The organism is Kitasatospora sp. NPDC101108, assembly GCF_055584725.1.
On the sequence record NZ_JBVJLM010000026.1, the window covers coordinates 1 to 23,528 of the forward strand.

A 23,528-nucleotide genomic window follows, 5' to 3' on the forward strand; every position below is an offset into this window, starting at 1 on the left:
GCAGGGCGGTGAAGTGGGTCCGCACGATGGCGGGCAGGGGCTTGGACATTGCGGTGGACTCCTTTCTCAGCTGAGGCCGGGGATGAACTGGACGACGAGGTCGATCAGCTTGATCCCGACGAACGGCACGATCAGACCGCCGACGCCGTAGACCCCGATGTTGCGGGCCAGCAGGGAGCTGGCGTCGGCGGGGCGATAGCGGACGCCGCGCAGGGCGAGCGGGATCAGGCCGATGATGACCAGGGCGTTGAAGATGATCGCCGAGGTGATCGCGGACTGGGGGCTGTGCAGGCCCATGATGTTGAGGTGGCGCAGGCCCGGGTAGACCCCGGCGAACATCGCGGGGATGATCGCGAAGTACTTGGCCACGTCGTTGGCGATGGAGAAGGTGGTCAGCGCACCACGGGTGATCAGCAGCTGCTTGCCGATCTCGACGATCTCGATCAGCTTGGTCGGGTTGGAGTCGAGGTCGACCATGTTGCCGGCCTCCTTGGCCGCCATGGTCCCGGTGTTCATCGCGACACCGACGTCGGCCTGGGCGAGCGCGGGGGCGTCGTTGGTGCCGTCGCCGGTCATCGCGACCAGCTTGCCGCCCTCCTGCTCCTTCTTGATCAGGGCCATCTTGTCCTCGGGGGTGGCCTCGGCGAGGAAGTCGTCCACGCCCGCCTCCTCCGCGATCGCCTTGGCGGTCAGCGGGTTGTCGCCCGTGATCATGACGGTCTTGATGCCCATCCGGCGCAGCTCGTCGAAGCGCTCCCGCATGCCCTCCTTGACCACGTCCTTGAGGTGGATCACCCCGAGGACCTTGGCGGGAGCGTCGCCGACCTTCGTCGCGACGACGAGGGGCGTGCCACCCGCGGCCGAGATCCCGTCGACCAGCGTCGAGACCTCATCGGTCACCGAACCACCGTTGGCGGTGACCCAGTTGGACACGGCAGCCGCCGCACCCTTGCGGACCTGGTGCACGCCGTCCGCCTCGTCCAGGTCCACACCCGACATCCGGGTCTGGGCGGTGAACGGGACCCAGGTGGCGTGGGTCAGCTCGCCCTGGGCGCGGGCCCGCAGACCGTACTCGGTCTTCGCCAGCACCACGATCGAGCGGCCCTCCGGCGTCTCGTCCGCGAGCGAGGACAGCTGCGCCGCACTGGCGAGCTCGTCGGTGGAGACGCCGCTCACCGAGAGGAACTCGGCGGCCTGGCGGTTGCCCAGGGTGATGGTGCCGGTCTTGTCGAGCAGCAGGGTGTTGACGTCGCCCGCGGCCTCCACGGCACGCCCGGACATCGCCAGCACGTTGCGCTGGACCAGCCGGTCCATGCCCGCGATGCCGATCGCGGACAGCAGCGCGCCGATCGTGGTCGGGATCAGCGCCACGATCAGCGCGACCAGCACGACCATCGACTGCGGGGCACCCGCGAACGTGGCCATCGGCTGGAGCGTGACCACCGCGACCAGGAAGACGATGGTCAGCGAGGCCAGCAGGATGTTGAGCGCGATCTCGTTCGGCGTCTTCTGCCGGGCCGCGCCCTCGACCAGGGCGATCATCCGGTCGATGAAGGACTTGCCGGGCTCCGAGGCGATCTTCACCACGATCCGGTCGGACAGCACCTTCGTACCACCGGTCACCGCGGAGCGGTCACCACCGGACTCGCGGATGACCGGCGCCGACTCACCCGTGATCGCCGACTCGTCCACCGAGGCGACACCCTCGACGACGTCGCCGTCGCCCGGGATGATCTGCCCGGCCTCGACCACCACGTGGTCGCCGAGCTGGAGCGCGGTACCGGGGACCTCCTCCTCGGCGTCACTGCCCGGCCAGTTGGTCAGCCGGCGGGCGACGCTCTCGGTCTTGGCCTTGCGCAGGGTGTCGGCCTGGGCCTTGCCGCGGCCCTCGGCGACGGCCTCCGCCAGGTTGGCGAAGACCGTGGTCAGCCAGAGCCAGACGGTGATCGCCCAGGCGAACACCGACGGGTTCGCGATCGCGGAGACGGTGGTGACCACCGAGCCGACCTCGACCACGAACATCACCGGGTTCTTGACCATCACCCGGGGGTCGAGCTTCTTCACCGCGTCCGGCAGCGAGGAGAGCAGCAGCTTCGGGTCGAGCAGACCGCTCGACACTCTGTGGGAGGAAGCGCCCTCGGCCTGGTCACCCGGCGTGGGAGAGGGAGTGAGCGTTGACGAGGACATCAGGAGGAGAGACCTTCCGCGATCGGCCCGAGAGCCAGGGCCGGGAAGTAGGTGAGGCCGACGACGATCAGGACGACGCCCGACAGCAGGCCCACGAACAGTGGCTTGTGGGTGGGCAGGGTGCCCGGAGTGGCCGGAACCGGCTGCTGCTGGGCGAGCGAGCCCGCCAGCGCCAGCACGAACACCATGGGCAGGAAGCGGCCGAAGACCATGCACAGGCCGAACGCGGCGTCGTACCACTCCGTGTTCACGGTCAGACCGCCGAACGCCGAACCGTTGTTGTTGGCCGCCGAGGTGAAGGCGTACAGCACCTCGGAGAAGCCGTGCGCACCGCTGTTGAGCATCCCGGCCCGCTCGCCCGGGAGCGCCATCGCGATGCCCGTGCCGACCAGCACGATCGCCGGCGTCGTCAGGATGTACAGCGAGGCGAACTTCATCTCCCGGCCGCCGAGCTTCTTGCCCAGGTACTCGGGGGTACGGCCGACCATCAGACCGGCCACGAACACCGCCACGATCGCCAGGATCAGCATGCCGTACAGGCCGGAGCCGGTACCGCCGGGCGCGATCTCGCCGAGCATCATGTTGAACATCGTGATGCCGCCGCCGAACGGCGTGAACGAGTCGTGGAAGGAGTTGACCGCGCCGGTCGAGGTCAGCGTGGTCGAGGCGGCGAACAGGGACGATCCGGCGATGCCGAAGCGCTGTTCCTTGCCCTCCATCGCGGCGCCCGCGGCCTGCAGGGCGGTGCCCCCGTGCTGCGACTCGGCGAAGGTGAGCAGCGCCGTCGACGCCACCCAGAAGATCGCCATGACAGCCGCGATCGCGTAGCCCTGGCGGTTGTCGCCGACCATCCGGCCGAAGGTGCGCGGCAGGGCGAACGGGATCAGCAGGATCAGGAAGATCTCCAGCCAGTTCGTGAACCCGGTCGGGTTCTCGAACGGGTGCGCCGAGTTGGCGTTGAAGAAGCCGCCGCCGTTGGTGCCCAGTTCCTTGATGACCTCCTGCGAGGCCACCGGGCCACCCGGGATCTTCTGGACGTCACCGGCGAGACCGGCCACCTCGTGGAAGCCGTGGAAGTTCTGGATCACGCCGTTGGCCGCCAGGACCAGCGCGAACACGATCGAGATCGGGAGCAGCAGGCGCAGGTTGATCCGGACCAGGTCGACCCAGAAGTTGCCGAGCCGGTCCGTCCGGTTGCGGGTGAAGCCCCGGATCAGCGCCGCCACGATGGCGATGCCGACGGCCGCGGAGACGAAGTTCTGCACCGCCAGGCCCGCCATCTGCACCAGGTGGCCCATCGCGGACTCGCCGCTGTAGGACTGCCAGTTGGTGTTGGTGACGAACGAGATCGCGGTGTTCCAGGCCTGGTGGCCCTCCATCTGCTGAACGCCGAGGTTCAGCAGGAGGAAGGTCTGGAGGCGGATCAGGCCGTAGAGGAAGAGGACGGACACCGCCGAGAAGGCCAGCACCGAGCGCAGGTACACCGGCCAGCGCTGGTCGGCGTCCCCGTCCACGCCGATCACCTTGTAGATGCCGCGCTCGACTCTGAGGTGCTGGGAAGTGGTCAGGATGCGGGCGATGTAGTCGCCCAGGGGGCGGTAGCACAGGACCAGCGCGGCCACGAGGGCCAGGACCTGCAGCCAGCCCGCGAGAGTGGAGCTCATGTCAGAACTTCTCCGGGTAGATCAGCGCGAGAATGAGGTAGCCGACGAGGGCGACGGCCACGATGAGACCTGCGATGTTCTCGGCGCTCACAGTTTCTCCACCCCCCGCGCGATCAGGGCGATGACGGCGAACACGGCGACCGTGACACCGACGTAGATGAGATCGGACATGGACTCCACCAGACGGGCTAGAGGATGTGCTCGCGAGCGGACAGGACGGCCTCGCGGCACCGGCGCGAACCGGCGGGAGCAGCCAACCAGCCGAGGTGGACGCGTTGGGCGTCCCTGATGCCGTCCATACGGGTGGTTCGGAAACATTGACGCGGCATTGATATCCGCGTCATGCACCCGAGACCGCGGCTTGTCCTGAACGTTTCGGCCGGCCGACGGCTGGGCCCGCCGCTGCGTCGCATCCGCAGCCGACAGACCGCTCCCCCGGGGGCTCTCGTCCGTCCGACCCGCGTCAGGGGGCTGTCAAGGAAGCCGCGCCGCACGCCAAGTCGCCGTCAAGGCGTGCGTGTCGTGTGACGATCCGGTGCTTCGCTGTGCGGCGTTCCCCGTCGCCCCCGAACCGCCGCCCCTCTCCCGGGCGGCCCGGAAGGTCCCCCGAGACGATGCGCCGTTCGGCTCCCAGCACACCGGACACCACCGACGACCAGCAGAACTGGTTCCGCCGCGCGGCCCCCGCGCCCGAGCAACCCCCTGGCCACCGGCCGCCCCGGCCCGCAAGCGGCCGCCGCCGGCTCATCACCCGCCGGCAGCTCGCCGAGGCGCTGCCCGCCGCCGTCCGCAAGCTGCACCCGCGCGCGGTGGCGCGCAACCCCGTGATGCTCGTGGTCGAGACCGGTTCCGCCCTCACCACCATCACCGCCGTCATCCATCCGAGCGTCTTCGCCTGGGTGATCTCCTTCTGGCTCTGGCTGACCGTGCTGTTCGCCAACCTGGCCGAGGCCGTCGCCGAGGCCCGCGGCAAGGCGCAGGCCGACTCGCTGCGCGCGGCCCAGGCCGGGACCACCGCCCGGCGGCTGCTGCACTGGCGGGTCGGCACCCTCGACCTGCGCCACGAGATCATTCCGGCCGAGCAGTTGCTGCTGCACGACATCGTGCTGGTGCCGGCCGGCGAGGTGGTCCCGCAGGACGGCGAGGTGGTCGAGGGCGTCGCGACCGTCGACGAGTCGGCGATCACCGGGGAGTCGGCGCCGGTGATCCGCGAGTCGGGCGGCGACCGCACCGGCGTCACCGGCGGCACCAAGGTGCTCTCCGACCACCTGGTCGTCCGCGTCACCTCCCGGCCCGGACAGAGCTTCATCGACCGCATGATCAACCTCGTCGAGGGGGCGAACCGGCAGAAGACCCCGAACGAAATCGCACTGAACATCCTGCTCGCCTCCCTCACCATCGTCTTCCTGCTGTCCGTCGTCTCCCTCCAGCCGATGGCCATCCACGCGCACGCGCCGCAGACCACCATCGTGCTCGTCGCCCTGATGGTCGCGCTCATCCCGACCACCATCGGCGCGCTGCTGTCGGCCATCGGCATCGCCGGCATGGACCGGCTGGTGCAACGCAACGTCGTCGCACTGTCCGGCCGGGCGGTGGAAGCCGCCGGTGACGTGGACGTGCTGCTGCTCGACAAGACCGGCACCATCACCCACGGCAACCGGCGGGCCGTCGCCCTGCACCCGCTGCCCGGAGCGACCGTCGAACAGCTCGCCGAGGCGGCCCAGTTGGCCTCCGTCGCGGACGAGACGCCGGAGGGACGATCGATCATCGAACTGACGAACCGCCAGTACTGGGTGCCTCCGCGCTCCCCCGGCGAGCTGGGCGAGCAGCGGCCGGTCCCGTTCACCGCACACAGTCGGATGAGCGGCGTCGACCTGGCCTGGCCCGACGGCGGCGGCTGCCTGATCCGCAAGGGGGCGGCCGCCGCCGTCGCCCGCTGGGTGGCCGACTCCGGCGGCCACCTGCCCATGGAGGCCGAACCCCTGGTCGACCGGATCGCCGAGGCCGGCGGCACCCCGCTGCTGGTCGCCGTGCACGACCGGCACGGCGCCCGGGCGCTGGGCGTGGTCGAGCTCAAGGACGTGGTCAAGGAAGGCATCGCCGAACGCTTCGCCGAGCTGCGGCGGATGGGCATCCGCACCGTCATGGTCACCGGCGACAACCCGCTGACCGCCAAGGCGATCGCGGCGGAGGCCGGCGTCGACGACTTCCTCGCCGAGGCCACCCCCGAGGACAAGCTCGCCCACCTCAGGCGCGAACAGGCCGCCGGGAACATGGTCGCCATGACCGGCGACGGCACCAACGACGCGCCCGCCCTCGCCCAGGCCGACGTCGGGGTCGCCATGAACTCCGGAACCCCGGCGGCGAAGGAGGCCGGCAACATGGTCGACCTCGACTCCAACCCGGCCAAGCTGATCGACATCATCCGGGTCGGCAAGCAACTCCTCATCACCCGGGGGGCGTTGACCACCTTCTCGATCACCAACGACGTGGCCAAGTTCTTCGCGATCATCCCCGCGATGTTCGCCCACGCCTACCCCGGCCTGCACCACCTCAACATCATGGAACTGCACAGCCCCACCTCGGCGATCGCCTCCGCGATCATCTTCAACGCGCTGATCATCGTCGCCCTGATCCCGCTGGCCCTGCGCGGTGTCCGCTACCAGCCCGCCTCCGCGACCGACCTGCTCCGGCGCAACCTCCGCGTCTACGGACTCGGCGGGCTGGTCCTGCCCTTCCTCGGCATCAAGGCGATCGACCTGCTCATCCAGTTCGTCCCCGGCCTGGGGTGACAGGCCGGCCCGCCGCCTCGCGAACGACACCGAGGCGGCGGGCCTCAACCGAGGTGACGCCCGGACCCCCCGCCGACCGGAAGGCGCTCGACGCGGATCGCCCGGCGCGGCCAGGCGGCGGGCAGGGAGAGCACCAAGGCGGCAGCGGTGAAGAGGACGAAGTGCTCGCTCTCGATCCCCGCTCCGGACCAGCCCAGTTCGGCATGCCGGTGTTCGGCGAAGGCGTTGCAGCACAGCCAGACCGACAGGCCGACCACCGGCGCGGCCAGGGGCCGGGAGAACGCTCCGGCCAGCACGGCGAGCCCGGCGTACGCGAGGTACGGGAACCAGCCGGCATGGAGCTCGCCCAGCCCGCCGAGGCCGAGCGCGAGCGCACCTCCGGCGACCAGGGCCACCGTGCCGGACACCGGGACCGGCATACGGTCGAGGACGGGACGGTAGCGACGGCCGCCGGGGCGGGCCGAGTACATGCGCATGGTCCTGCCCCAGCTTCGCCGCAAGTTCGTTCGACGCCACCCAACCCGACGGCCACGGGGCCGCCGGCCCGCCTTGACGGAATCCTGACGCCGCAGCCAGGGATCACAACGTGCTCTTGACGTCTCGGGTCGCCGACCGGCCCCGTCCCACGGCATCAGGCCACCGCCCGGGCCAGGCTGATCACGTAGGCGGTGCCCCCGCCAGGTGCCTCCTCCGCGGTCAGCTCACCGTTCATCGCCTCCACGAAGCCCCGCACCACCGCCAGGTCCGCCGGTTCCCGGGCGGGATCCTCGTGGACGGTCATCCGGACGTCCACCCGCCCGGCCACCACACCGGCGTCGACCACCGCCCCCGCGCCCGCCGCCCCCCGGGCCAGGACGTCAGCGAACGCCCGCTCCAGGAGCCCGGGATCGGCGAGCACCCGGGGCAGTCCCGGCTCCAGGTCGACACGGACGCCCGACACGCCCTCGGCGGCGGACCGCACCGCCTCGGCCACCACCGTCGGCCGCAGCACCACCGGCATCACCCCGGCCCGCAGCCTGCTCAGGTCCAGCAGGTTGGCGACCAGCCGCTCCATCCGCTCCACCTCCGCGCCGATCCGCCGCCCGGCCGCGCCACGCAACTGCCCGGCCTCCCGCCGCACCGCCGCCAGCGGCGCCCGCAGGTCCTGCCCGACGGCCTCCAGCAGTGCGGTGTGCAGCGCGTCGGCGTGCGCGAACACCTCCGCCGCCGACGCCTGCGCGGCCAGCCGCTCCCGCTCCCGCGCCAGCTTCAGCTGGGTGACGTACGGCCCCAGCAGCCGCGTGTCCTCCTCGGTGAGCGGTGCGCCGCGCAGGACCAGCACCGCGTCCCCGCCGAGGTCGACGGAGAAGGAGCCCTCGTCCGGCCGCAGCGGCGCCTGCGCCCCGGCCGAGGCCGCCGGTTGCCACAGCGCCCCCGTACGGACCAGCACGACAGCCGCGTCCAGCCCGAAGACCTGCCGCAGCTCCGCCACCAGATCGGACGACACCCGCGCCCCCGACTCCACCGTCTCCCCCGCCAGCCGGGTGAGGACGGCCGCCTCCGCACGCGCCCGGCCGGCCTGCTGCGAGCGCCGCGTCAGACCGTCGATCAGATGGGCGATCACCCCGGCCACCGCGAGGAAGACCAGCAGCGCCGCGATGTCCGCACCCCGCTCCACCGTCAGGCTGTGCCACGGCGTGGTGAAGAAGTAGTCCGCCGCCAGCGTCCCGGCCGCCGTGCTGCCCGCCGCCGGCAGCAGTCCGCCCAGCCGAGCCGTCCCCGCCACCAGCAGCAGCAGGCACAACAGCACGCCGGACAGACCCAGCGAGCCGCGCAGCGGAGACAGCGCCAGGACCAGCGCAACCGCCCCGACCGGTCCGAGCAGCCACGCCAGCCGGCGCCGCCGGACCGGCACCAGCGCCGGGCGGCGCCTGCGGGGTGCGGGCGGCACGGTGAGCAGCCCCGGCTCGGGCGGTGGCAGCACCCGCACGTCGATCGGACCGGCCAGCCGGATCACCCGGTTGATCACCGAACCGGAGACCAACTCGCGCAACCGGCTGCGGCTCGTCGGCCCCAGCAGGATCTGGGTGGCGCTCTCCGCCCGGGCGAAGTCCACCAGCGTCCGGGCCACGTCGCCGCCGCTCACCTCCACGTAGCTGCCGTGCAGCTCCCGCAGCAGCGCCCGCTGCGCCGCCAGGCCCGGCGGCTCACGCTGCGCCGTGCCGTCGTCCAGCCGGACGTGCACGCCGATCAGGTCCCCGTGCACCCGGGCTGCCGTACGGGCTCCCCGGCGGATCAGGTGCTCGCCCTGCGGGGCGCCGTCGAGGGCGACCACGATCCGCTCCTTGGTCTCCCAGGGCGCCCGGATGCCGTGCCGGGCCCGGTAGTCGGCCAGCTCCTCCTCCACCCGGTCCGCCAGCCACAGCAGCGCCAACTCCCGCAGGGCGCCCAGGTTCCCGGCCCGGAAGTAGTGGTCCAGCGCGACATCGACCCGGTCCGGCGCGTAGATCTCCCCCTGCGCCATCCGGGTCCGCAGCGCCTCCGGACTCAGGTCGACCAGCTCGATCCGGTCAGCCGCCCGGACCACCTCGTCCGGGATCGTCTCGCGCTGCGCGACGCCCGTGATCTGCTCGACGACGTCGTTGAGGCTCTCCAGGTGCTGGATGTTGAGCGTCGTCGCCACGTCGATCCCGGCGTCCAGCAGCTCCCGCACGTCCTGCCAGCGCTTCGCGTTCCGCCCGCCGGGCACGTTGGTGTGCGCGAGCTCGTCGACCAGGGCGAGAGCCGGGCGGCGTGCCAGCAGCGCGTCCACGTCCAGCTCCGTCAGCTCCGTCCCGCGGTAGGACACGGGCCGCCGGGGCAGCACCGGCAGATCCCCCAGCTGCTCCTCCGTACCGCGCCGCCCGTACGTCTCCACCAGGCCGACCACCACGTCCAGCCCCGCGCCGCGCAGCCGCCGCCCCTCCCGGAGCATGGCGTACGTCTTCCCCACCCCCGGCGCCGCCCCCAGGAACACCCGCAGTTTCCCGGTCACCGCCGCCTGGCCACCTCCTCCGCTCCCACGTCCATGCTCCGCCCTTCTCGAAGCCCCTCGCGCGGCCGGGCCCTACCCGACGTGGACGCGCGGGCGCCGGGAACGGTCCGGCTCCGCCTCGCGCAGCACCTCCCGGGTCACCGGGGCGACCTCGCCCTGCCCGAACAGGAAGAAGCGCAGGAAATGGCCGACCGGACCGCCTTCCGTCCACTCGAAGTAGATGTGCGGGATCTGACCCGTGCGGTCCCGGATCGTCAGCAGCAGGGCCGCCAGCGCGTTCGACACGCTGGTGCTCTCCAGCGAGAGCACCCGGTAGCGCTCGTGCAGCACCTCGCCGTGCACGCTCAGCACCGACTCGAACTCGGACGGGTCCCGGACCGTCACCTCGACGAAGACCAGATCGAGGTCGGCCGGGATGTCGTGGTGCGCCCGGATCTCCCGCTTCTTCTCCTGGTACTCCGCCAGGTCACGGCTGTTCGGCTCGTTGGCGATCAGCCGCATCGGCCGGTGGGTGTAGTCGCGGACGAACCGCTCGGCGGCCTCGTCCAGCACCACGTCGGTGACCCTCAGCTCGAAGGCCCGCTTGAGCCGGGACAGGAAGGAGACCAGGACGATGCCGCCGATGAAGCAGGCACCGATCTTGACGCCGTCCGGACGTTCGGCGATGTTCGCGCCCGTCGTGTACAGGAAGACCGCGGCGATGACGGCGAAGCCGATGGTCCGGTTGCGCTGACGGGCCTTGCCCGCGGCGACGGTGACGGCGATGGCCGCCGAGGAGATCAGCACCAGCACACCGGTCGCGTACGCGCCGCTCTGGGCGTCCACGTTCGCGTCGAACAGCCACGTCACCAGGAAGCCGATCAGCGTCAGCACGATCACCATCGGCCGCACCGCCCGCGCCCAGTGCGGCGCCATGCCGTAGCGCGGCAGGTACCGGGGCAGCAGGTTCAGCATCCCGGCCATCGCCGAAGCGCCGGCGAACCACAGGATCGCGATCGTCGACAGGTCGTAGACGCTGCCGAAGGCACCGCCCAGGTTCTGGTGCGCGAGGTAGGCGAGCGCCCGGCCGTTGGCCTGCCCGCCCGCCTCGAACGCGGCCTTGGGGATCAGCACCGTGGTGATGAAGCTCGTCGTGATCAGGAACGCGCTCATGATCAGCGCGGCGGTGGTGAGCAGCTTGCGGGCGCCCCGGATCCGGCCGGTGGGCTTCTCCTCGGTGTCCTCCGGGTCGCCCTCGATGTGCGGCATCACGGCGACGCCGGTCTCGAAGCCGGACAGGCCCAGCGCCAGCTTCGGAAAGACGATCAGCGCGACGCCGATCATCGCGAACGCGTTGCCGTGCTCGGCCGTGAGCGCGTCGGACCAGTCCGTCACCACGTGCGGGGCCTCCAGCACGTGCCAGAGCCCGTTCACCACCACCACGACGTTCAGCGCCAGGTAGACCCCGACCAGGACCACCGCCAGGCCGATCGCCTCGCTGAACCCCTTGAGGAAGACGGCCCCGAGCAGCGCGACCAGCAGCAGGGTGATCAGCATCTGCCTGCCGGACAGCGCACTGTGCAGACTCGGGTTCTCCACCAGGTGCGCGGTCGCGTCCGCCGCCGACAGGGTGATGGTGATCATGAAGTCCGTCGCCGCGAACCCCAGCAGCGCCAGAACGAACAGCTTCCCCTGCCAGAACGACAGCAGCCGCTCCAGCATCGCGATCGACCCCTCGCCGTGCGGGCTCTCCTGCGCCACCCGCCGGTACACCGGCAGCGCGCCGAACAGCGTCACGATCACCAGCACGACGGTCGCCACCGGCGACAGCAGCCCGGCCGCGAGCGCCGCGATGCCGGGCTGGTAGCCGAGCGTCGAGAAGTAGTCCAGACCGGTCAGGCACATCACCCGCCACCACCGCTGGCCCTTGTGCTCGACCGCCGGCTCCGCGTGCGGCCCCGGGTACTGCTTGGCCATGTCGGACAGGCCCTCCAGCAGCCACGCCCGGAATCCCGTCCGCCGCCTCGACGCAGCCTGACCCGACGAACTCACCCTGCGCCCCTGTCCTCGTCCCCGAAGCCGGCGCGACCCAGGCGGCGGCAGGGCGAAAGGCTAAGCGAACGACCGCTCCACTCCCGGCATCCGCTCGCCCGATATCGCCCCATTGGTCCAACACATTCCGGGGGCGGTGCCCGGCACCCGCCGTCACGTGGTCGTGCACGGGTCCTCCCTCCGCCGCGTTCACCTCTCATCGCGCGTCAGCAGGCCGCCCGGGAATGCCGCGACGACGGCCGGCGTTGCCACACCAGCCGCCTAATGGAAACGAAAACCATTTCGCTATGATGGTGGCCCAACCGTCACCGATCCGCCCCAGGAGGACGCCGTGGCCCGCAACGACCTGCGCCCGATCATCAAACTCCGGTCCACCGCCGGTACCGGCTACACGTACGTGACCCGCAAGAACCGGCGCAACGACCCGGACCGGCTCGTCCTGCGCAAGTACGACCCGGCCCTCGGTCGCCACACCGAGTTCCGCGAGGAACGCTGACCCCACCCCGCCCAGCCAAGGAGAACCCGATGAAGCCCGGCATCCACCCCGCCTACCGCCCCGTCGTCTTCCGCGACCGCGTCGGCGGGCTGACCTTCCTCACCCGCTCCACCGTCACCAGTGACCGCACCATCGAGTGGGAGGACGGCAACACCTATCCCGTGATCGACGTGGAGATCTCCTCCGCCAGCCACCCCTTCTACACCGGCCAGTCCCGCGTGCTCGACACCGCGGGCCGCGTCGAGCGCTTCGAGCGCCGCTACGGCGCCGCGGCCGCCCGCCGCAAGGGCTGAGCCCGGGACCGCGGACGAATGCCGGTGTGCCCCCTCGGGTCCGAGGGGGCACACCGGCATTCGCGCTGAACCGGGCGGGTCGTCACTGCCGCAGGTGCTCGACGGGGGCGACGGCCTGGTCGAGCGGTTCGCCGCCCGGTGGTCGTGAAGGGCGCGGACGGTGCTCCGGGTTGATCGGGGTGGGCCGCCGGTCAGTCGGTGGTACGGCAGTCGGGGCACAGGCCCGCCAGCTCGACGGTGTGGTGGACCTGGTCGAAGCCGGACATCGCGGCGATGTGCTCGGCCCAGGCCTCGACGGCCGTGGAGTCGACCGGCAGGCTGAGCCCGCAGCTCCGGCAGATCAGGTAGTGCCGGTGGTCCGGGCCGGGCCGGTAGCGGAACAGCCGCTCGCCGTTGGCATCGCGCACCACGTCGGCACGGCCGACCTGCGCGAGTGCGCTCAGGGTGCGGTAGACGGTGCTCAGACCCACCCGCGAACCGGCCTGCACCAGCCGGGCGTAGAGCACCTGGGCGCTGACGAACTCCTCGGACCCGGCCAGCGCCCGCAACACCTCGGTGCGGCGCGGCGTGGGCCGTCCGAGCAGTGCGACGTCCCCGTCGACCGGGCGCACGGGCCTGCTGCCGGGCCGGTCGGCGGCGACCACGGCGTTCGGCTTCGTGTCGGTCATGCTCTCCCCCGTTCCACGCCCGCGCGGTCAGCCCACCGCCGGGCGGGCGGTGCGGGCCGCCGGGCGGACCAGGAAGGTGGCCGCATAGACGGCACTGGCGACGGCCATGATCGCGAAGCTCGGCGGCAGGTTCGGCACCGCCGCGCTGAGCAGCAGCCCGCCCCACATCTCCCCCACCGCGAGCGCGGCGGACAGCGCCAGCGCCCGGAACGGACGGTCGGTGAGCCGGATCGCCGCGCCGGCCGGAGCGGCGAGCAGGCCCAGCAGGAGCAGCGAGCCGACGGCCTGGGTGGCCTCGCCGGCACAGGCGCCGACCAGGGCGAGGAAGCCGTAGCCCAGCAGCCGGACCGGAACACCGCGGGCGGCGGCCACGGCCTCGTCGAGCGTGGCGAAGAGCAGCGGCCGGGCGATCAGCAGCAGGACCACGCAGATCGCGCCCGCGACGGCGACGGCCACCGTCGTCTGGCTGCCGTGCAGGCCGAAGATCGAGCCGAACAGCACGCTCGTCCCGGCGCCGCCCTGGGCCCCGCTGCGGGAGGTGGTGTACACGGTCAGGAAGAACGCACCCAGGCCGAGGATCCAGGCGAAGACGCTGCCGATCACCACGTCGTCCGCACGGCCCCGCCGGCCGAGCCCCCCGATCAGCAGGCCCACCCCGATGGTCGCGGCGAACAGCCCGAGCCGCAGGTCGTAGCCCCCGGCCAGGGCTGCCATCGCGCCGGTGAACGCGACGTGGCTGAGCGCGTCGCCGGTGAAGATCTGCGCCCGCAGCACCAGGAAGTAGCCCACCAGCCCGCAGGCCAGTGCGATGAACGAACCGGCCAGCACGGCGTGTTGGAAGAAGGCCTGGGTGACGACCGTGCTCATGCGGCACCTCCGAGCGCGATCGGCGTACGGGCCCGGCCGAGCGCCTCGCGGGCGAAGCGCAGCAGATGGGCGAGGACGAATCCGGCGAAGGCGAAGCCGGTGACGAAGAAGCCCAGCGGGTACGGCTGGTAGTAGGCCGCGATCAGTCCCGCCCAGCACGCCGTCAGAGCCAGCACCACCGACAGCAGCAGGCTCGGGCCCGGCCGGGCGGTGAGCTGCTGGGCGGTCGCGGGCGGTATCACCATCAGGGCGAACACCAGCAGCGTGCCGGTGATCTGGCTCGCCTCGGCGGTCGCCGCGCCCAGCAGCACCAGGAACAGCGTGCCCAGCAGGCGCACCGGCACCCCGCGCCCGGCCGCCACCTCCGGGTCGACGGAGGCGAACAACAGCGGCCGTCCGATCACCGCCAGCACGGCCAGCACCACCGCGCCGACCACCGCCAGGGTCACGACCTGGCCGGTGGTGATCCCCAGGAAGCTGCCGAACAGCAGCGCCGTCGGCCCCTCCAGCAGGCCCTTGTAGAGGCTGATGAACAGGTAACCGCAGGCCAGTACGAAGGCCTGCACCGTACCCGTGACGGCCGACTCCTCGGCACCGCCGCCCCGCCCACCGCGAGCGAGAGCCGCTATGACCAGCGCCGCGGCCACGCAGAACCCGAAGTAGCCGAGCGAGGTGGAGAAGCCGAGCAGGATCGCCAGGGACGCGCCCGGAAAGGCCGCGACCGAGAGGGTGTGTCCGGCGAAGGTCTGCCGGCGCAGCACCATGAACCAGCCCACCACCGCGCACACCACGGCCACGACCAGACCGGCCCGGAAGGCGTTCACCATGAAGTCGTAGGACCACATGTCCTGGAGATCGGTGATCAGGTTCCAGGTGAAGACCGGCGAGGCCGCGTCAGACGCCAGCAGCATGACCGCCCCCGCTCTCGTGCCGGTCGGCGTGGACGGCCGGGGCCTCCGGCTGGCCGACGACGACCAGCCGCCCGTCGCTGGTGCGCAGCACCTCAACGGGCGTGCGGTACAGGCGGGTCAGCGTCTCCGAGGTGATCACCTCGGCCGGGGTGCCGGAGACGGCGCCGCCCTCGGCGATGTACACCACCCGGTCCAGGTGGTGGAGTATCGGGTTGACGTCGTGGGCGACCATCACCACCGACACCCCCTCCTCGTGGCAGATCCGCCCCAGCAGCGCGGCCACGGCGCTCTGGTTGGGCAGGTCGAGGCTGTCCAGCGGCTCGTCCAGCAGCAGGAGTTGCGGGCGCCGCACCAGCGCCTGGGCGATCAGCAGTCGCTGCTGCTCACCGCCCGAGCACTGCCCGATCGGCCGGTGCGCGTACGTCGCCGCACCGACCAGCTCGATGACCTGCTCGACCCGCTCCCGGGCGGCCCGGCGCCCGGCCCGGCCCAGGCCCGGAACGGGGATCCCCCACCGATCCCCGTCCAGGCCCAGCCGCACCACATCCACCCCACGGATGCGGACGCTCGCGTCGAAGTTGCGGCGCTGCGGCAGGTACCCGACGGCGGCGTTCCGCTCGCCGGGCGCGGCACCGAGCACCCGGACCTCGCCGGCCGCCGCCGGAAGCACTCCGAGCAGGACCTTGACGAGGGTGGACTTGCCGACCCCGTTCGGGCCGAGCACGGCGGTGAACTCCCCGGCCCCCACGGCCAGATCGACACCCGACCACAGGGTCCGCCCGCCCACGCGCACGGCCGCGCCGCGCAGCGACAGCACCTGTCCTCCGGCGGGAGCGGTGCGGTCCGTGTCCGCACGGACCTTCTCGGCCGGGTGGATGCTCATGCGCCCGCCTCGCTCCGCTCGCCAGGGGCGTGGGCCCGTGCGCACCTCGTGACGGTGAGCTCGCCGCGCCCGCTCACTTGCCCGTCGCCTGCTTCAGTGCGTCGGCGAGGCCCTGCAACTGCTGGGTCTGCCAGTCCTGGAAGGTCGCGTTCGCCGGGGCGAGGGTCTCGGTGACCTGGGCGACCGGAATCCCCTGCGCCTTCGCGGCGTTCACCTGGGCGACCACGTCGGGGTTGGAGTTCTGCGAGTTGTAGACGTAGACCTTGATCTGCTTGCCGGAGATCTGCTGGTCGATGGTCGCCTTGTCGGCGGCGGTCGGGTCGGTGCCCTCGCTCTCCGCGTCCAGGAACGTCTCCGGGGTGAGCATCTTCAGGCCGACGCTCTCCGCGAGCGGGGTGACGATCGACTCCGAGGCACCGATCGGGGTGCCCGCGTACTTGGCCTTGATGTCGGCTTCCAGCTGGGTGTACTTGGCCAGCGTCTGGGTGGTGAACGTCTGCTTCTGGGTGTCGAAGTAGGCCGCGTCGGCCGGGTCTATCTTCTTGTAGTCGGCCGTGATCCGGTCGATCACCTTGGTCACGCTCTCCGCCGAGTACCACTGGTGCGGGTTGTCGCCCTCCTTCTTGTCCAGCAGGTCACCGACCTTCAGCGCGGTGCGGCCGGAGGCGGGGTTGGCCGCCAGCAGCTTGTCCGACCAGGCGTCGTACCCGATCCCGTTGCTGATCACGTACTCGGCCCCCGCGACGCTGCGCCCGTCGGCGGCGGTGGGCTCGTAGGAGTGCGGGTCGGTGTCCGGGTTGGTGATGACGCTGGTCACCTTCACGTGGTCGCCGCCGAGCTGGGTGGCGAGGGAACCCCAGAAGTTCTCCGCCGCGACCACCTGGATCACCTTCGAACTCCCGCCGCCGGCGCTGCTCGCACCGGCCGAGGCGGTCTTCGCCGGGGAGGAGGTCGAGCAGGCGGTGGCCGTGGCGAGCGCGGCGGCGACGCTCGCGCCGAGCACGACGCGGAGAGTACGGCTGGCCGATCTGGACGGGGTGGCACGCATGACGGGGCTACTCCTCGAAACCTGCCGGCCCCGCGCCTGGCAGGGTCCGGCTCCGTTGGACACCGCCACACTAGATGGAAACGGTTTTCAAAACCATGGTCTCCGAATACAAGATGGAAATCATTGCCAAACCTTGACCGCGCCCGGGCAGGGAGGAGTGGTCGACCTGGCCGAACCGTCCAGCTGGCGGCAGCCGGCCACGCCGTGGGGTGTCCGTGCCCGAGGTTCCGCGGCGGCTCGGGTCCCGGCAACCCCTCGGGCAGGCCCTAGACTCACCCCGGCCTCAACGCGAACGACGGCCGCACTCCAGGAGTCCCGAAGCATCCCGAGCGAAGGAGCGCCCAGCCGCCCATGGCTGACGAGACCGCAGTCGAGGCCCTGCCCCATCCGATCGCGGAGCCGGAGCCGGAACCGCAACCGAAGCCGGAACCAGAACCGCAATCGGAACCAGAACCGGAACCGACGAGTCGTGCCCCTTACCCCATCGGCTCGCTCGGAGTGCTGGTCGCCGGCATGCTCGCCGTCCTGGTCGGGCGTCACGTCCTCGGTGACTGGGAGGGACCGGCGTCGCTGGAGGCCTGGGGCGCGGTCTTCGTCGCCGTCTGCGTGCAGGCGCTGCCGTTCCTGCTGCTCGGTGTGGTGCTGTCGGCGGCGATCGCCGGGTTCGTCCCGGCCCGCCTGCTGGAGCGGGCGCTGCCGAGGAACCCGGTGCTCGCCGTACCGATCGCCGGTGCCGCTGGAGTTCTGCTGCCCGGCTGCGAGTGCGCCTCGGTGCCGGTGGCCGGACGGCTGATCGCACGCGGGGTGGCTCCGGCGGCCGCACTGGCGTTCCTGCTCTCCTCACCGGCCGTCAACCCGGTGGTGCTGGTGGCCACCGCCGTCGCCTTCCCCGGGCGGCCCGAACTCGTCGCCGCGCGCTTCCTGGCCTCCCTCGCGACCGCGGTGGTGATGGGGCTGCTCTGGTCACGCTTCGGCCGCCCGGAGTGGCTGCGGCCCAGGACACCGTCGGACGGTCCGACCGGCTGGCCGGCCTTCCGCGCCTCGCTGGAGCACGACTTCCTGCACGCCGGCGGCTTCCTGGTGATCGGCGGCATGACCGCGGCCACCCTCAACGTCGCCGTGCCGCGCGGCCTGCTCAAGGACCTGGCCGGGCTGCCGGGCGTCGACGTCCTGGTGCTCGCCGTGCTCGCCGTCCTGCTCGCGGTCTGCTCGGAGGCGGACGCCTTCGTCGCGGCCGGGCTGACCTCCTTCTCCACCACCGCCAAGCTCGCGTTCATGGTCGTCGGCCCGATGGTGGACGCCAAACTGATCGCGCTCCAGGCCGGCACCTTCGGCCGGGCCTTCGCCTGGCGCTTCAGCGCCACCACCTTCGTCGTCGCCGTCACCGCGGCGACCCTCACCGGCTGGTGGCTGCTGTGACGCGCGAGGTCAGGGCACTGCTGCACATCCTGCTCGGCGCGGCGGTGCTGCACATTTCACTCTTCAGCGAGCTGTACCTGCGGTACGTGCGCCGAGGCCTGCGGCCGTACCTGATCGCGAGCGGCGTCCTGCTGGTGGCGGTCGGGCTCGTCGGCGCGGTCAGCGCCGCACGGAAGCTGCTCCGCCCCGGCCACGACGGGCCCGATGCCCACGACGGATCCACGGGCCACGACGGGCCCGATGCCCACGACGGATCCACGGGTCATGACACGCACGGCCACGACCACCACGGCACGCCCCGTACGGCGTGGCTGCTGCTCCTGCCCATTCTGGCGATCTACCTGCTCCAGCCCCGGGCGCTCGGCGCCTTCACCGCGCAGCACTCGGACAACACCGCCGTCAGACCCGCTGAGGCGGCGGGCGGCTTCGCACCGCTGCCCACGACCGACCCGGTCGGCATGCGGCTCGCCGACTTCGACTCCCGTGCGCTCTGGGACACCAGCGGTTCACTCAGAGGCCACCGGATCCGGCTCACCGGCTTCGCCACACCCGGCTCCGGCGACGGGACTTGGGACCTCGCCCGGCTGACGATCTCCTGCTGCGCCGCCGACGCGTCCAGCAGCAAGGTCGTGATCCGCGGCGCCGATGCACCGCCCGAGGGCACGTGGGTCGAGGTGACCGGCGAATGGCAGCCGGACGGGGCGAGCGGCCAGGACGGCGCGGTTCCCACCCTGACCGCGAACCAGGTCCGCCGGATCGCCGAACCGGAGAACCCCTATGAGTGAGCGCCCGTCGGCTCCGACCGGCACGCCCGCGGGTCCCCGTCGCGGCACGGCCACCGTACTCACGCTCGGTGTCGTCGCCGCGCTCGCCTTCATGCCCGCCGTTCCCGACCACCGAGCCGTCCCGGTCACGCCCGACGCCGCGTCCACGCCCAGCGCCGACGCGACGGACCCGACCGTCACCGTGCTCGGCGACGGGTCGACCTCCGACACCGGCCCGCAGCCGGGCCGGCCCACCCCCGTCCGGCTCAAGCCCGGCGAGCAGCCGCCGCAGTTCGTGGTCTTCTCCTTCGACGCCCCCACCGAGGACGACAACCACCTGTTCTCCCGCGCCCGTACGTCGGCCAAGGCGAGCGGCGCCGACGTGACGTTCTTCCTCCGCGGCATCGACCTGCTCCCGGCCTCAGTGCGGTGGCAGTACCAGCCGCCCCAGCACGAGGTCGGCACCGCCGCCGTCCCCTTCCCCACCGACGCCCAGGTCCGCGCGACCCTGCAGCAGCTCGGCCGCGCCTGGCTGGACGGCGACGAGATCGCCGACGGCTTCATCGGCCAGTTCTGCGGCCCCAAGGGCGGGCGGGACTGGTCAACCGCGGACTGGCGGAGCGAAATCGGCCAGGGCTACTCCATGGTCAACTTCTGGAAGACCGGAACGGGCTTCACCGACCTCCCCCCGCTGCCCTTCGACTACCAGGCCGAGCTGGCCGGCGGCCGCGCCCCGTGCCTGGAGGGCCGGCCCAATCTGCTCCCCGCCGAGAAGGACGCCGGCTGGCGCTACGACGCCGGCTCGCCGGGCGACACCCAGCGCTGGCCGACGCAGACCGACGGCATCTGGGACTTCCCGCTCCAGCGGATCCCCGACGCCTCCGACGCGCACGAGGTGCTGTCCGCCGACCGGACCCCGCAGACCTACCGGAACGCCTTCGACCGCGTCTACCGGGGGAACCGTGCACCGCTCGTCATCGACACCGACCTCGACCCCCGGCACGCACCCCAGCTCCAGAGCGCCGAGACGACGATGAAGGACCTCTGCCACCGCGACGGCGTCCGCTGCGTCTCCTTCCGCCAACTCGCCGACTGGCTCGACGCCCAGGACCCGGCCGTCCTGAACCGCCTCCGCGCCCTCGGCCCGACGGGCGCGCCCGACTGGGCGTCCGTCACGAGGCCGTAGCGCCTCGAACCCGGCCCTACGCGTAACGCCGGACCTCGGCCGTGGTGACATCCCGGCACCCACCAGGAGCCGCGGCGCCCCCGCGCCGCGGCTCCTCCCTGTGCTCAGGGCTTCAGCAGCCCTCGCTCGAAGGCCTTGACCAGGTGGCGCGGCACCAGGTGCTCACGCCCCTCGATGGCGATCGGGACGAGCTGCGGGGTCGCGGCCTTCCACTGCGAACGGCGGTGCCGGGTGTTGCTGCGGGAGGTCTTGCGCTTGGGAACGGCCATGTGGGTTCCCTCCTATCGGGCTGTGGAGGCGTAGGGCAGCAGGGCCATCTCACGGGCGTTCTTGATCGCCCGGGCCATCGCCCGCTGCTGCTGAACGGTGAGGCGGGTGACCCGGCGGCTGCGGATCTTGCCGCGATCGGAGACGAACTTCCGCAGCAGGTCCGTGTCCTTGTAGTCGATGTACGTGGTGCCCGCCTCGAACAGCGGGTTCGGGCGCGGACGGGCCGGCCGTCCGCGCGTGGGGCGCTTGGCCATGTCGGTTCTTCTCTCTGGTCAGGAGACGGGTTCGAGCAGGTCCTCGAAGGCGTCGGGCAGGGCCTTCCAGCCGCTCTCCCCCGCCATCAGTTCGGCGTCGGTGAGCAGGCAGGAGTCGAGCAGGTCGGTGATCCCGTCGACGTCCAATCCCTCGGCGATGAAGACGAGTTGCTGGACACGGTCGCCGTGGGCCGGATCCCAGTCGAGGGCTGCGGCAGCCCGGCGGGCGGGCGGGTACAGCTCCCAGGCGGAGTCCGGCAGCGAGGCGAGCCAGGGCCCGCACTCCTCGACGGCCAGGTTCGCACCGGCCGCGTCCCAGGCGAGCATCAGCTCGGGACGGTTGGCCAGCCAGAACCGGCCACGGCTGCGCTGGGCGGCCGGCACCAGCAGCTCCAGCGCCTCGTACAGACGGACCGGATGCAGCGGGCGCCGTCGCTCCCACACCAGGGTGGCCACCCCCGCCTCGTCGTGCTCCTGCGGCAGCAGCGCGAGGGCCGGGTTCACCCGGTCGCGCGCCGCGGCCACGTCGAACCCGCCGAGTGCGGCGCGCAGCAGTTCGCCGGTGCCGAGCAGGACGCGCCGGGCCATCGGGTGGAGCTGGCGGAGCAGGGACAGCCCCGCCCCGCCCCCGCGTGCGACGGCGATCGTGGTGGCGTACTCGATCTGGTGAGCCAGTGCCTCGGCGCGCGTCCGGGTGTCGTCCGGGGAGGTGTGCTCGCCGTGCTCGGCCAGGTCGTCCGGGACGGAGAGTTCACCCAGCAGCCGGTCGGGGTCGACCGCGACCACCACACCCGCCAGTTCGATGAACTCGGCCACCGGGCGGCCGTCCACCTCACCGCCCGCGATCACCTCGACTGCCGGGTGCGGGTCACTGCCGCCCCACAGCTCGACGACGGCCAGCCCGTGCTGCCCCTTCTCGGCCAGGCGCAGCAGCTCGGGCAGCAGGTCCTCGCGCAGGGCGCAGCAGGCGCAGTCGTTGGTCAGCGGGACGTCCGACGTGGCGACGGTGCCGGTGGCGTCGCGGAGTTCGCGGTGGACGGTGCGACCGGGGGCGTCGCGCAGGTCGTGGTGGAGGACGACGCCGTTGACGCTGCCGTCCAGCAACTCCTGTACGGCGCGACGGCGTTCGGCCCGGTGCAGGCCGGCCACCACGACGACCGGCAGCCTCAGGTGTTCGGGCACCGCGCTCACCAGCTCGACTTGCGCACACCGGGCAGCTGTCCGGCGTGCGCCAGGGTGCGCAGGTTGATCCGGGAGAGGCCGAAGGCACGCTGGTAGCCGCGCGGGCGGCCGTCGACGGCGTCGCGGTTGCGGATCCGGGTGGCGCTGGCATCGCGCGGCTGGCGGGCGAGTTCGGCCTGCGCCGCGGCACGCTCGGCAGGCCCGGTGCCCGGGTGGGCGATGATCCGCTTGAGTTCGGCCCGGCGCTCGGCGTACCGGGCGACGATCACGCGCCGCTGCTCGTTCTTGGCGATCTTGCTCTGCTTGGCCATCAGACCTTCTCCCCCCGGGCTCGGATGCGGGCGACGGCGGCCTCGATCCCGATCACGTCGACGGTCTTCAGGCCCTTGGCACTCAAGGTGAGGCGCACGTACCGGCCCTCACTGGGCAGCCAGTAGCGCTTGCGCTGGATGTTGGGGTCGAAGCGGCGGCTGGTACGGCGGTGCGAGTGCGAGATCGCATTGCCGAACCCCGGCTTGCGGCCGGTCAGCTGGCAGTGGGCGGACATGGGCTGCTCCATCGGACGGGTACAAGGACATGGCGAGCGCCCGCCCCGGGCACGGCGGCCCGGGCGGCGCTCCCACCATAACCTAGATGAAAATGGATTTCATTTGCCATGATCGGGGCCCATCCGGCCACAGGCGGACCTCGTGGCCCGCAACGACCTGCGCCCGGCCCTCGACCGCGCTGAATCGGGTAGCGGCCGTCCGAGCACGCTGGGGTGGGATACTGCGCCCAGCGTTCCGGCGTACGTACACGCGGGCGGCCCGGGCGGCGTGGGCGGCGAGGTCGGAGGTGGCCTCGCCCTCGGCGACGTAGCGCCGCTCGCTGATGCCGGTCTTGCGGTGGATCCACTCGGCGGTCACGCCGGCTCGGGAGCCGACCAGGGTGTTGTCGACGGCGTTCGCGGGCAGATGTGACCCGGTGCCGAGGATGCCGATGGACAAAGGCCGCCCCCTCGGCGCCCCGGGTGGTGATCGGGCGTCCAGGGGGCGGCCTTCCGCCCGGTCCTGTGCTGCTGTCCTGCCGTGGTGCTGCGGTACAGCTCAGTCGGTCTTGCGCAGAGCGGCCGCCGAGCGCTCCAGCAGCTCGCGCAGCTGGGCCTGCTCGGTGTCGTCGAAGGCGTCGGTGAGCCGCTTCTCGACCCCGCGGGCCAGGGTGTCGGCCTTCTTCGCCAGTGCGCGGCCGGAGCGGGTGAGTTTGGCCACCAGCACCTTCTGGTGCACGCTCGACGTCTCACGGGTGATGAGGCCCTTGGTCTCCAGGTTGGTCAGGATCGTCGTCATGGTCTGCGGCGTGACCATGCACTCCCGGGCCAGCTGGGCCCCGGACATACCGGAGGACTGCTGGAGCACCAGCAGGGTGACGTACTGCGGAACCGTCAGGTCGACGGTTCGCAGCGCGCGGCTCTTCTCCCCGATCAGCGCCTGTTCGGCCCGCTTGATGGCATGGCCGAGGCGGTCGTGGAAGTCGAGCGGAGCCGAGTTCGGCCGGTTGGAACTGTTTTCGGTCACGGTGATCGCATCCCTGGCTGACACCCCCCGGCGGACTATTCGGACTA

General features: G+C 71.8%; 24 protein-coding genes. 6 read left to right on the forward strand and 18 right to left on the reverse strand.

Features of this window, described 5'->3' with window-relative positions:
- Positions 1–66: 66 nt before the first annotated feature.
- The 3 genes from kdpB (ACZ6Z8_RS34020) to kdpF are packed head-to-tail and all read right to left on the reverse strand — an operon-like array spanning position 67 to position 3,942.
- On the reverse strand, positions 67–2,187 hold the full coding sequence (gene kdpB, locus ACZ6Z8_RS34020; RefSeq protein WP_465613882.1) for a potassium-transporting ATPase subunit KdpB: 2,121 nt from the start codon (positions 2,185–2,187) through the stop codon (positions 67–69).
- On the reverse strand, positions 2,187–3,851 hold the full coding sequence (kdpA, locus tag ACZ6Z8_RS34025; RefSeq protein ID WP_465613883.1) for a potassium-transporting ATPase subunit KdpA: 1,665 nt from the start codon (positions 3,849–3,851) through the stop codon (positions 2,187–2,189). Before kdpA ends, kdpB (ACZ6Z8_RS34020) begins: the two co-directional genes overlap by 1 nt.
- A 1-nt stretch (position 3,852) precedes the next feature.
- Positions 3,853–3,942, reverse strand: coding sequence for a K(+)-transporting ATPase subunit F (gene kdpF, locus ACZ6Z8_RS34030; protein ID WP_037831562.1), 90 nt, complete (start codon positions 3,940–3,942; stop codon positions 3,853–3,855).
- A gap of 523 nt (positions 3,943–4,465) precedes the next feature.
- Between kdpF and kdpB (ACZ6Z8_RS34035) the strand changes: the two genes are divergently transcribed.
- Positions 4,466–6,643 (forward strand): potassium-transporting ATPase subunit KdpB, encoded by a 2,178-nt coding sequence (gene kdpB / locus ACZ6Z8_RS34035; protein ID WP_465613884.1) that lies wholly within the window; start codon positions 4,466–4,468, stop codon positions 6,641–6,643.
- 44 nt (positions 6,644–6,687) lie between these two features.
- On the opposite strand, the gene ACZ6Z8_RS34040 is transcribed toward kdpB (ACZ6Z8_RS34035), so the two are convergent.
- The 3 genes from ACZ6Z8_RS34040 to ACZ6Z8_RS34050 form a co-directional block, all read right to left on the reverse strand.
- Positions 6,688–7,050, reverse strand: coding sequence for a hypothetical protein (locus ACZ6Z8_RS34040; RefSeq protein ID WP_465613885.1), 363 nt, complete (start codon positions 7,048–7,050; stop codon positions 6,688–6,690).
- A 224-nt stretch (positions 7,051–7,274) separates the two neighbouring features.
- Positions 7,275–9,656: a DUF4118 domain-containing protein gene (locus tag ACZ6Z8_RS34045; RefSeq protein ID WP_465613886.1), complete on the reverse strand. Its 2,382-nt coding sequence runs from the start codon at positions 9,654–9,656 to the stop codon at positions 7,275–7,277.
- A 72-nt stretch (positions 9,657–9,728) separates the two neighbouring features.
- On the reverse strand, positions 9,729–11,687 hold the full coding sequence (locus tag ACZ6Z8_RS34050) for an APC family permease (RefSeq protein ID WP_465613887.1): 1,959 nt from the start codon (positions 11,685–11,687) through the stop codon (positions 9,729–9,731).
- Between the two features lie 331 nt (positions 11,688–12,018).
- Here ACZ6Z8_RS34050 and rpmG point away from each other — a divergent pair, with 331 nt between their 5' ends.
- Both rpmG and ACZ6Z8_RS34060 read left to right on the forward strand, forming a co-directional pair.
- Positions 12,019–12,183, forward strand: coding sequence for a 50S ribosomal protein L33 (rpmG, locus tag ACZ6Z8_RS34055; protein WP_033349073.1), 165 nt, complete (start codon positions 12,019–12,021; stop codon positions 12,181–12,183).
- 29 nt (positions 12,184–12,212) lie between these two features.
- Positions 12,213–12,476, forward strand: a complete 264-nt coding sequence (locus ACZ6Z8_RS34060; protein WP_279094886.1) for a type B 50S ribosomal protein L31 — start codon at positions 12,213–12,215, stop codon at positions 12,474–12,476.
- A gap of 191 nt (positions 12,477–12,667) precedes the next feature.
- On the opposite strand, the gene ACZ6Z8_RS34065 is transcribed toward ACZ6Z8_RS34060, so the two are convergent.
- The 5 genes from ACZ6Z8_RS34065 to ACZ6Z8_RS34085 all read right to left on the reverse strand — a co-directional run bounded on the left by ACZ6Z8_RS34065 (position 12,668) and on the right by ACZ6Z8_RS34085 (position 16,853).
- Positions 12,668–13,144 carry a Fur family transcriptional regulator gene (locus tag ACZ6Z8_RS34065; protein ID WP_465613888.1) on the reverse strand — a complete coding sequence of 159 codons (477 nt, stop codon included), beginning with the start codon at positions 13,142–13,144 and terminating at the stop codon, positions 12,668–12,670.
- 27 nt (positions 13,145–13,171) lie between these two features.
- Positions 13,172–14,011 carry a metal ABC transporter permease gene (locus ACZ6Z8_RS34070; RefSeq protein ID WP_465613889.1) on the reverse strand — a complete coding sequence of 280 codons (840 nt, stop codon included), beginning with the start codon at positions 14,009–14,011 and terminating at the stop codon, positions 13,172–13,174.
- Positions 14,008–14,922, reverse strand: coding sequence for a metal ABC transporter permease (locus ACZ6Z8_RS34075; protein WP_465613890.1), 915 nt, complete (start codon positions 14,920–14,922; stop codon positions 14,008–14,010). Before ACZ6Z8_RS34075 ends, ACZ6Z8_RS34070 begins: the two co-directional genes overlap by 4 nt.
- Positions 14,906–15,805 carry a metal ABC transporter ATP-binding protein gene (locus ACZ6Z8_RS34080; protein ID WP_465613891.1) on the reverse strand — a complete coding sequence of 300 codons (900 nt, stop codon included), beginning with the start codon at positions 15,803–15,805 and terminating at the stop codon, positions 14,906–14,908. The genes ACZ6Z8_RS34075 and ACZ6Z8_RS34080 overlap by 17 nt, the downstream gene beginning before the upstream one ends.
- A 73-nt stretch (positions 15,806–15,878) precedes the next feature.
- Positions 15,879–16,853 carry a metal ABC transporter solute-binding protein, Zn/Mn family gene (locus ACZ6Z8_RS34085; protein WP_465613892.1) on the reverse strand — a complete coding sequence of 325 codons (975 nt, stop codon included), beginning with the start codon at positions 16,851–16,853 and terminating at the stop codon, positions 15,879–15,881.
- Between the two features lie 351 nt (positions 16,854–17,204).
- Here ACZ6Z8_RS34085 and ACZ6Z8_RS34090 point away from each other — a divergent pair, with 351 nt between their 5' ends.
- Genes ACZ6Z8_RS34090 through ACZ6Z8_RS34100 form a run of 3 tightly spaced genes read left to right on the forward strand, consistent with a single transcriptional unit; the run spans position 17,205 to position 20,222 of the window.
- Positions 17,205–18,272, forward strand: coding sequence for a permease (locus ACZ6Z8_RS34090; RefSeq protein WP_465613893.1), 1,068 nt, complete (start codon positions 17,205–17,207; stop codon positions 18,270–18,272).
- Positions 18,260–19,057 carry a TIGR03943 family putative permease subunit gene (locus tag ACZ6Z8_RS34095; RefSeq protein WP_465613894.1) on the forward strand — a complete coding sequence of 266 codons (798 nt, stop codon included), beginning with the start codon at positions 18,260–18,262 and terminating at the stop codon, positions 19,055–19,057. Before ACZ6Z8_RS34090 ends, ACZ6Z8_RS34095 begins: the two co-directional genes overlap by 13 nt.
- A complete protein-coding gene (locus ACZ6Z8_RS34100; RefSeq protein ID WP_465613895.1) occupies positions 19,050–20,222 on the forward strand; it encodes a polysaccharide deacetylase family protein in 1,173 nt (390 codons plus the stop codon). The genes ACZ6Z8_RS34095 and ACZ6Z8_RS34100 overlap by 8 nt, the downstream gene beginning before the upstream one ends.
- A 104-nt stretch (positions 20,223–20,326) precedes the next feature.
- Here ACZ6Z8_RS34100 and rpmF read toward each other — a convergent pair whose 3' ends face one another.
- The 7 genes from rpmF to ACZ6Z8_RS34135 all read right to left on the reverse strand — a co-directional run bounded on the left by rpmF (position 20,327) and on the right by ACZ6Z8_RS34135 (position 23,481).
- On the reverse strand, positions 20,327–20,491 hold the full coding sequence (gene rpmF / locus ACZ6Z8_RS34105; protein ID WP_465613896.1) for a 50S ribosomal protein L32: 165 nt from the start codon (positions 20,489–20,491) through the stop codon (positions 20,327–20,329).
- A gap of 12 nt (positions 20,492–20,503) precedes the next feature.
- Positions 20,504–20,746 carry a 30S ribosomal protein S18 gene (rpsR, locus tag ACZ6Z8_RS34110; protein WP_465613897.1) on the reverse strand — a complete coding sequence of 81 codons (243 nt, stop codon included), beginning with the start codon at positions 20,744–20,746 and terminating at the stop codon, positions 20,504–20,506.
- 18 nt (positions 20,747–20,764) lie between these two features.
- Complete coding sequence (locus ACZ6Z8_RS34115) at positions 20,765–21,928, reverse strand: CobW family GTP-binding protein (protein ID WP_465613898.1); 1,164 nt, start codon at positions 21,926–21,928, stop codon at positions 20,765–20,767.
- A 5-nt stretch (positions 21,929–21,933) separates the two neighbouring features.
- Positions 21,934–22,239: a 30S ribosomal protein S14 gene (gene rpsN, locus ACZ6Z8_RS34120; RefSeq protein ID WP_465613899.1), complete on the reverse strand. Its 306-nt coding sequence runs from the start codon at positions 22,237–22,239 to the stop codon at positions 21,934–21,936.
- Positions 22,239–22,475: a 50S ribosomal protein L28 gene (gene rpmB / locus ACZ6Z8_RS34125; RefSeq protein WP_153463996.1), complete on the reverse strand. Its 237-nt coding sequence runs from the start codon at positions 22,473–22,475 to the stop codon at positions 22,239–22,241. Before rpmB ends, rpsN begins: the two co-directional genes overlap by 1 nt.
- A gap of 82 nt (positions 22,476–22,557) precedes the next feature.
- Positions 22,558–22,914, reverse strand: coding sequence for a hypothetical protein (locus ACZ6Z8_RS34130; RefSeq protein WP_465613900.1), 357 nt, complete (start codon positions 22,912–22,914; stop codon positions 22,558–22,560).
- A gap of 99 nt (positions 22,915–23,013) precedes the next feature.
- Positions 23,014–23,481 (reverse strand): MarR family winged helix-turn-helix transcriptional regulator, encoded by a 468-nt coding sequence (locus ACZ6Z8_RS34135; protein ID WP_465613901.1) that lies wholly within the window; start codon positions 23,479–23,481, stop codon positions 23,014–23,016.
- Positions 23,482–23,528: the final 47 nt, after the last annotated feature.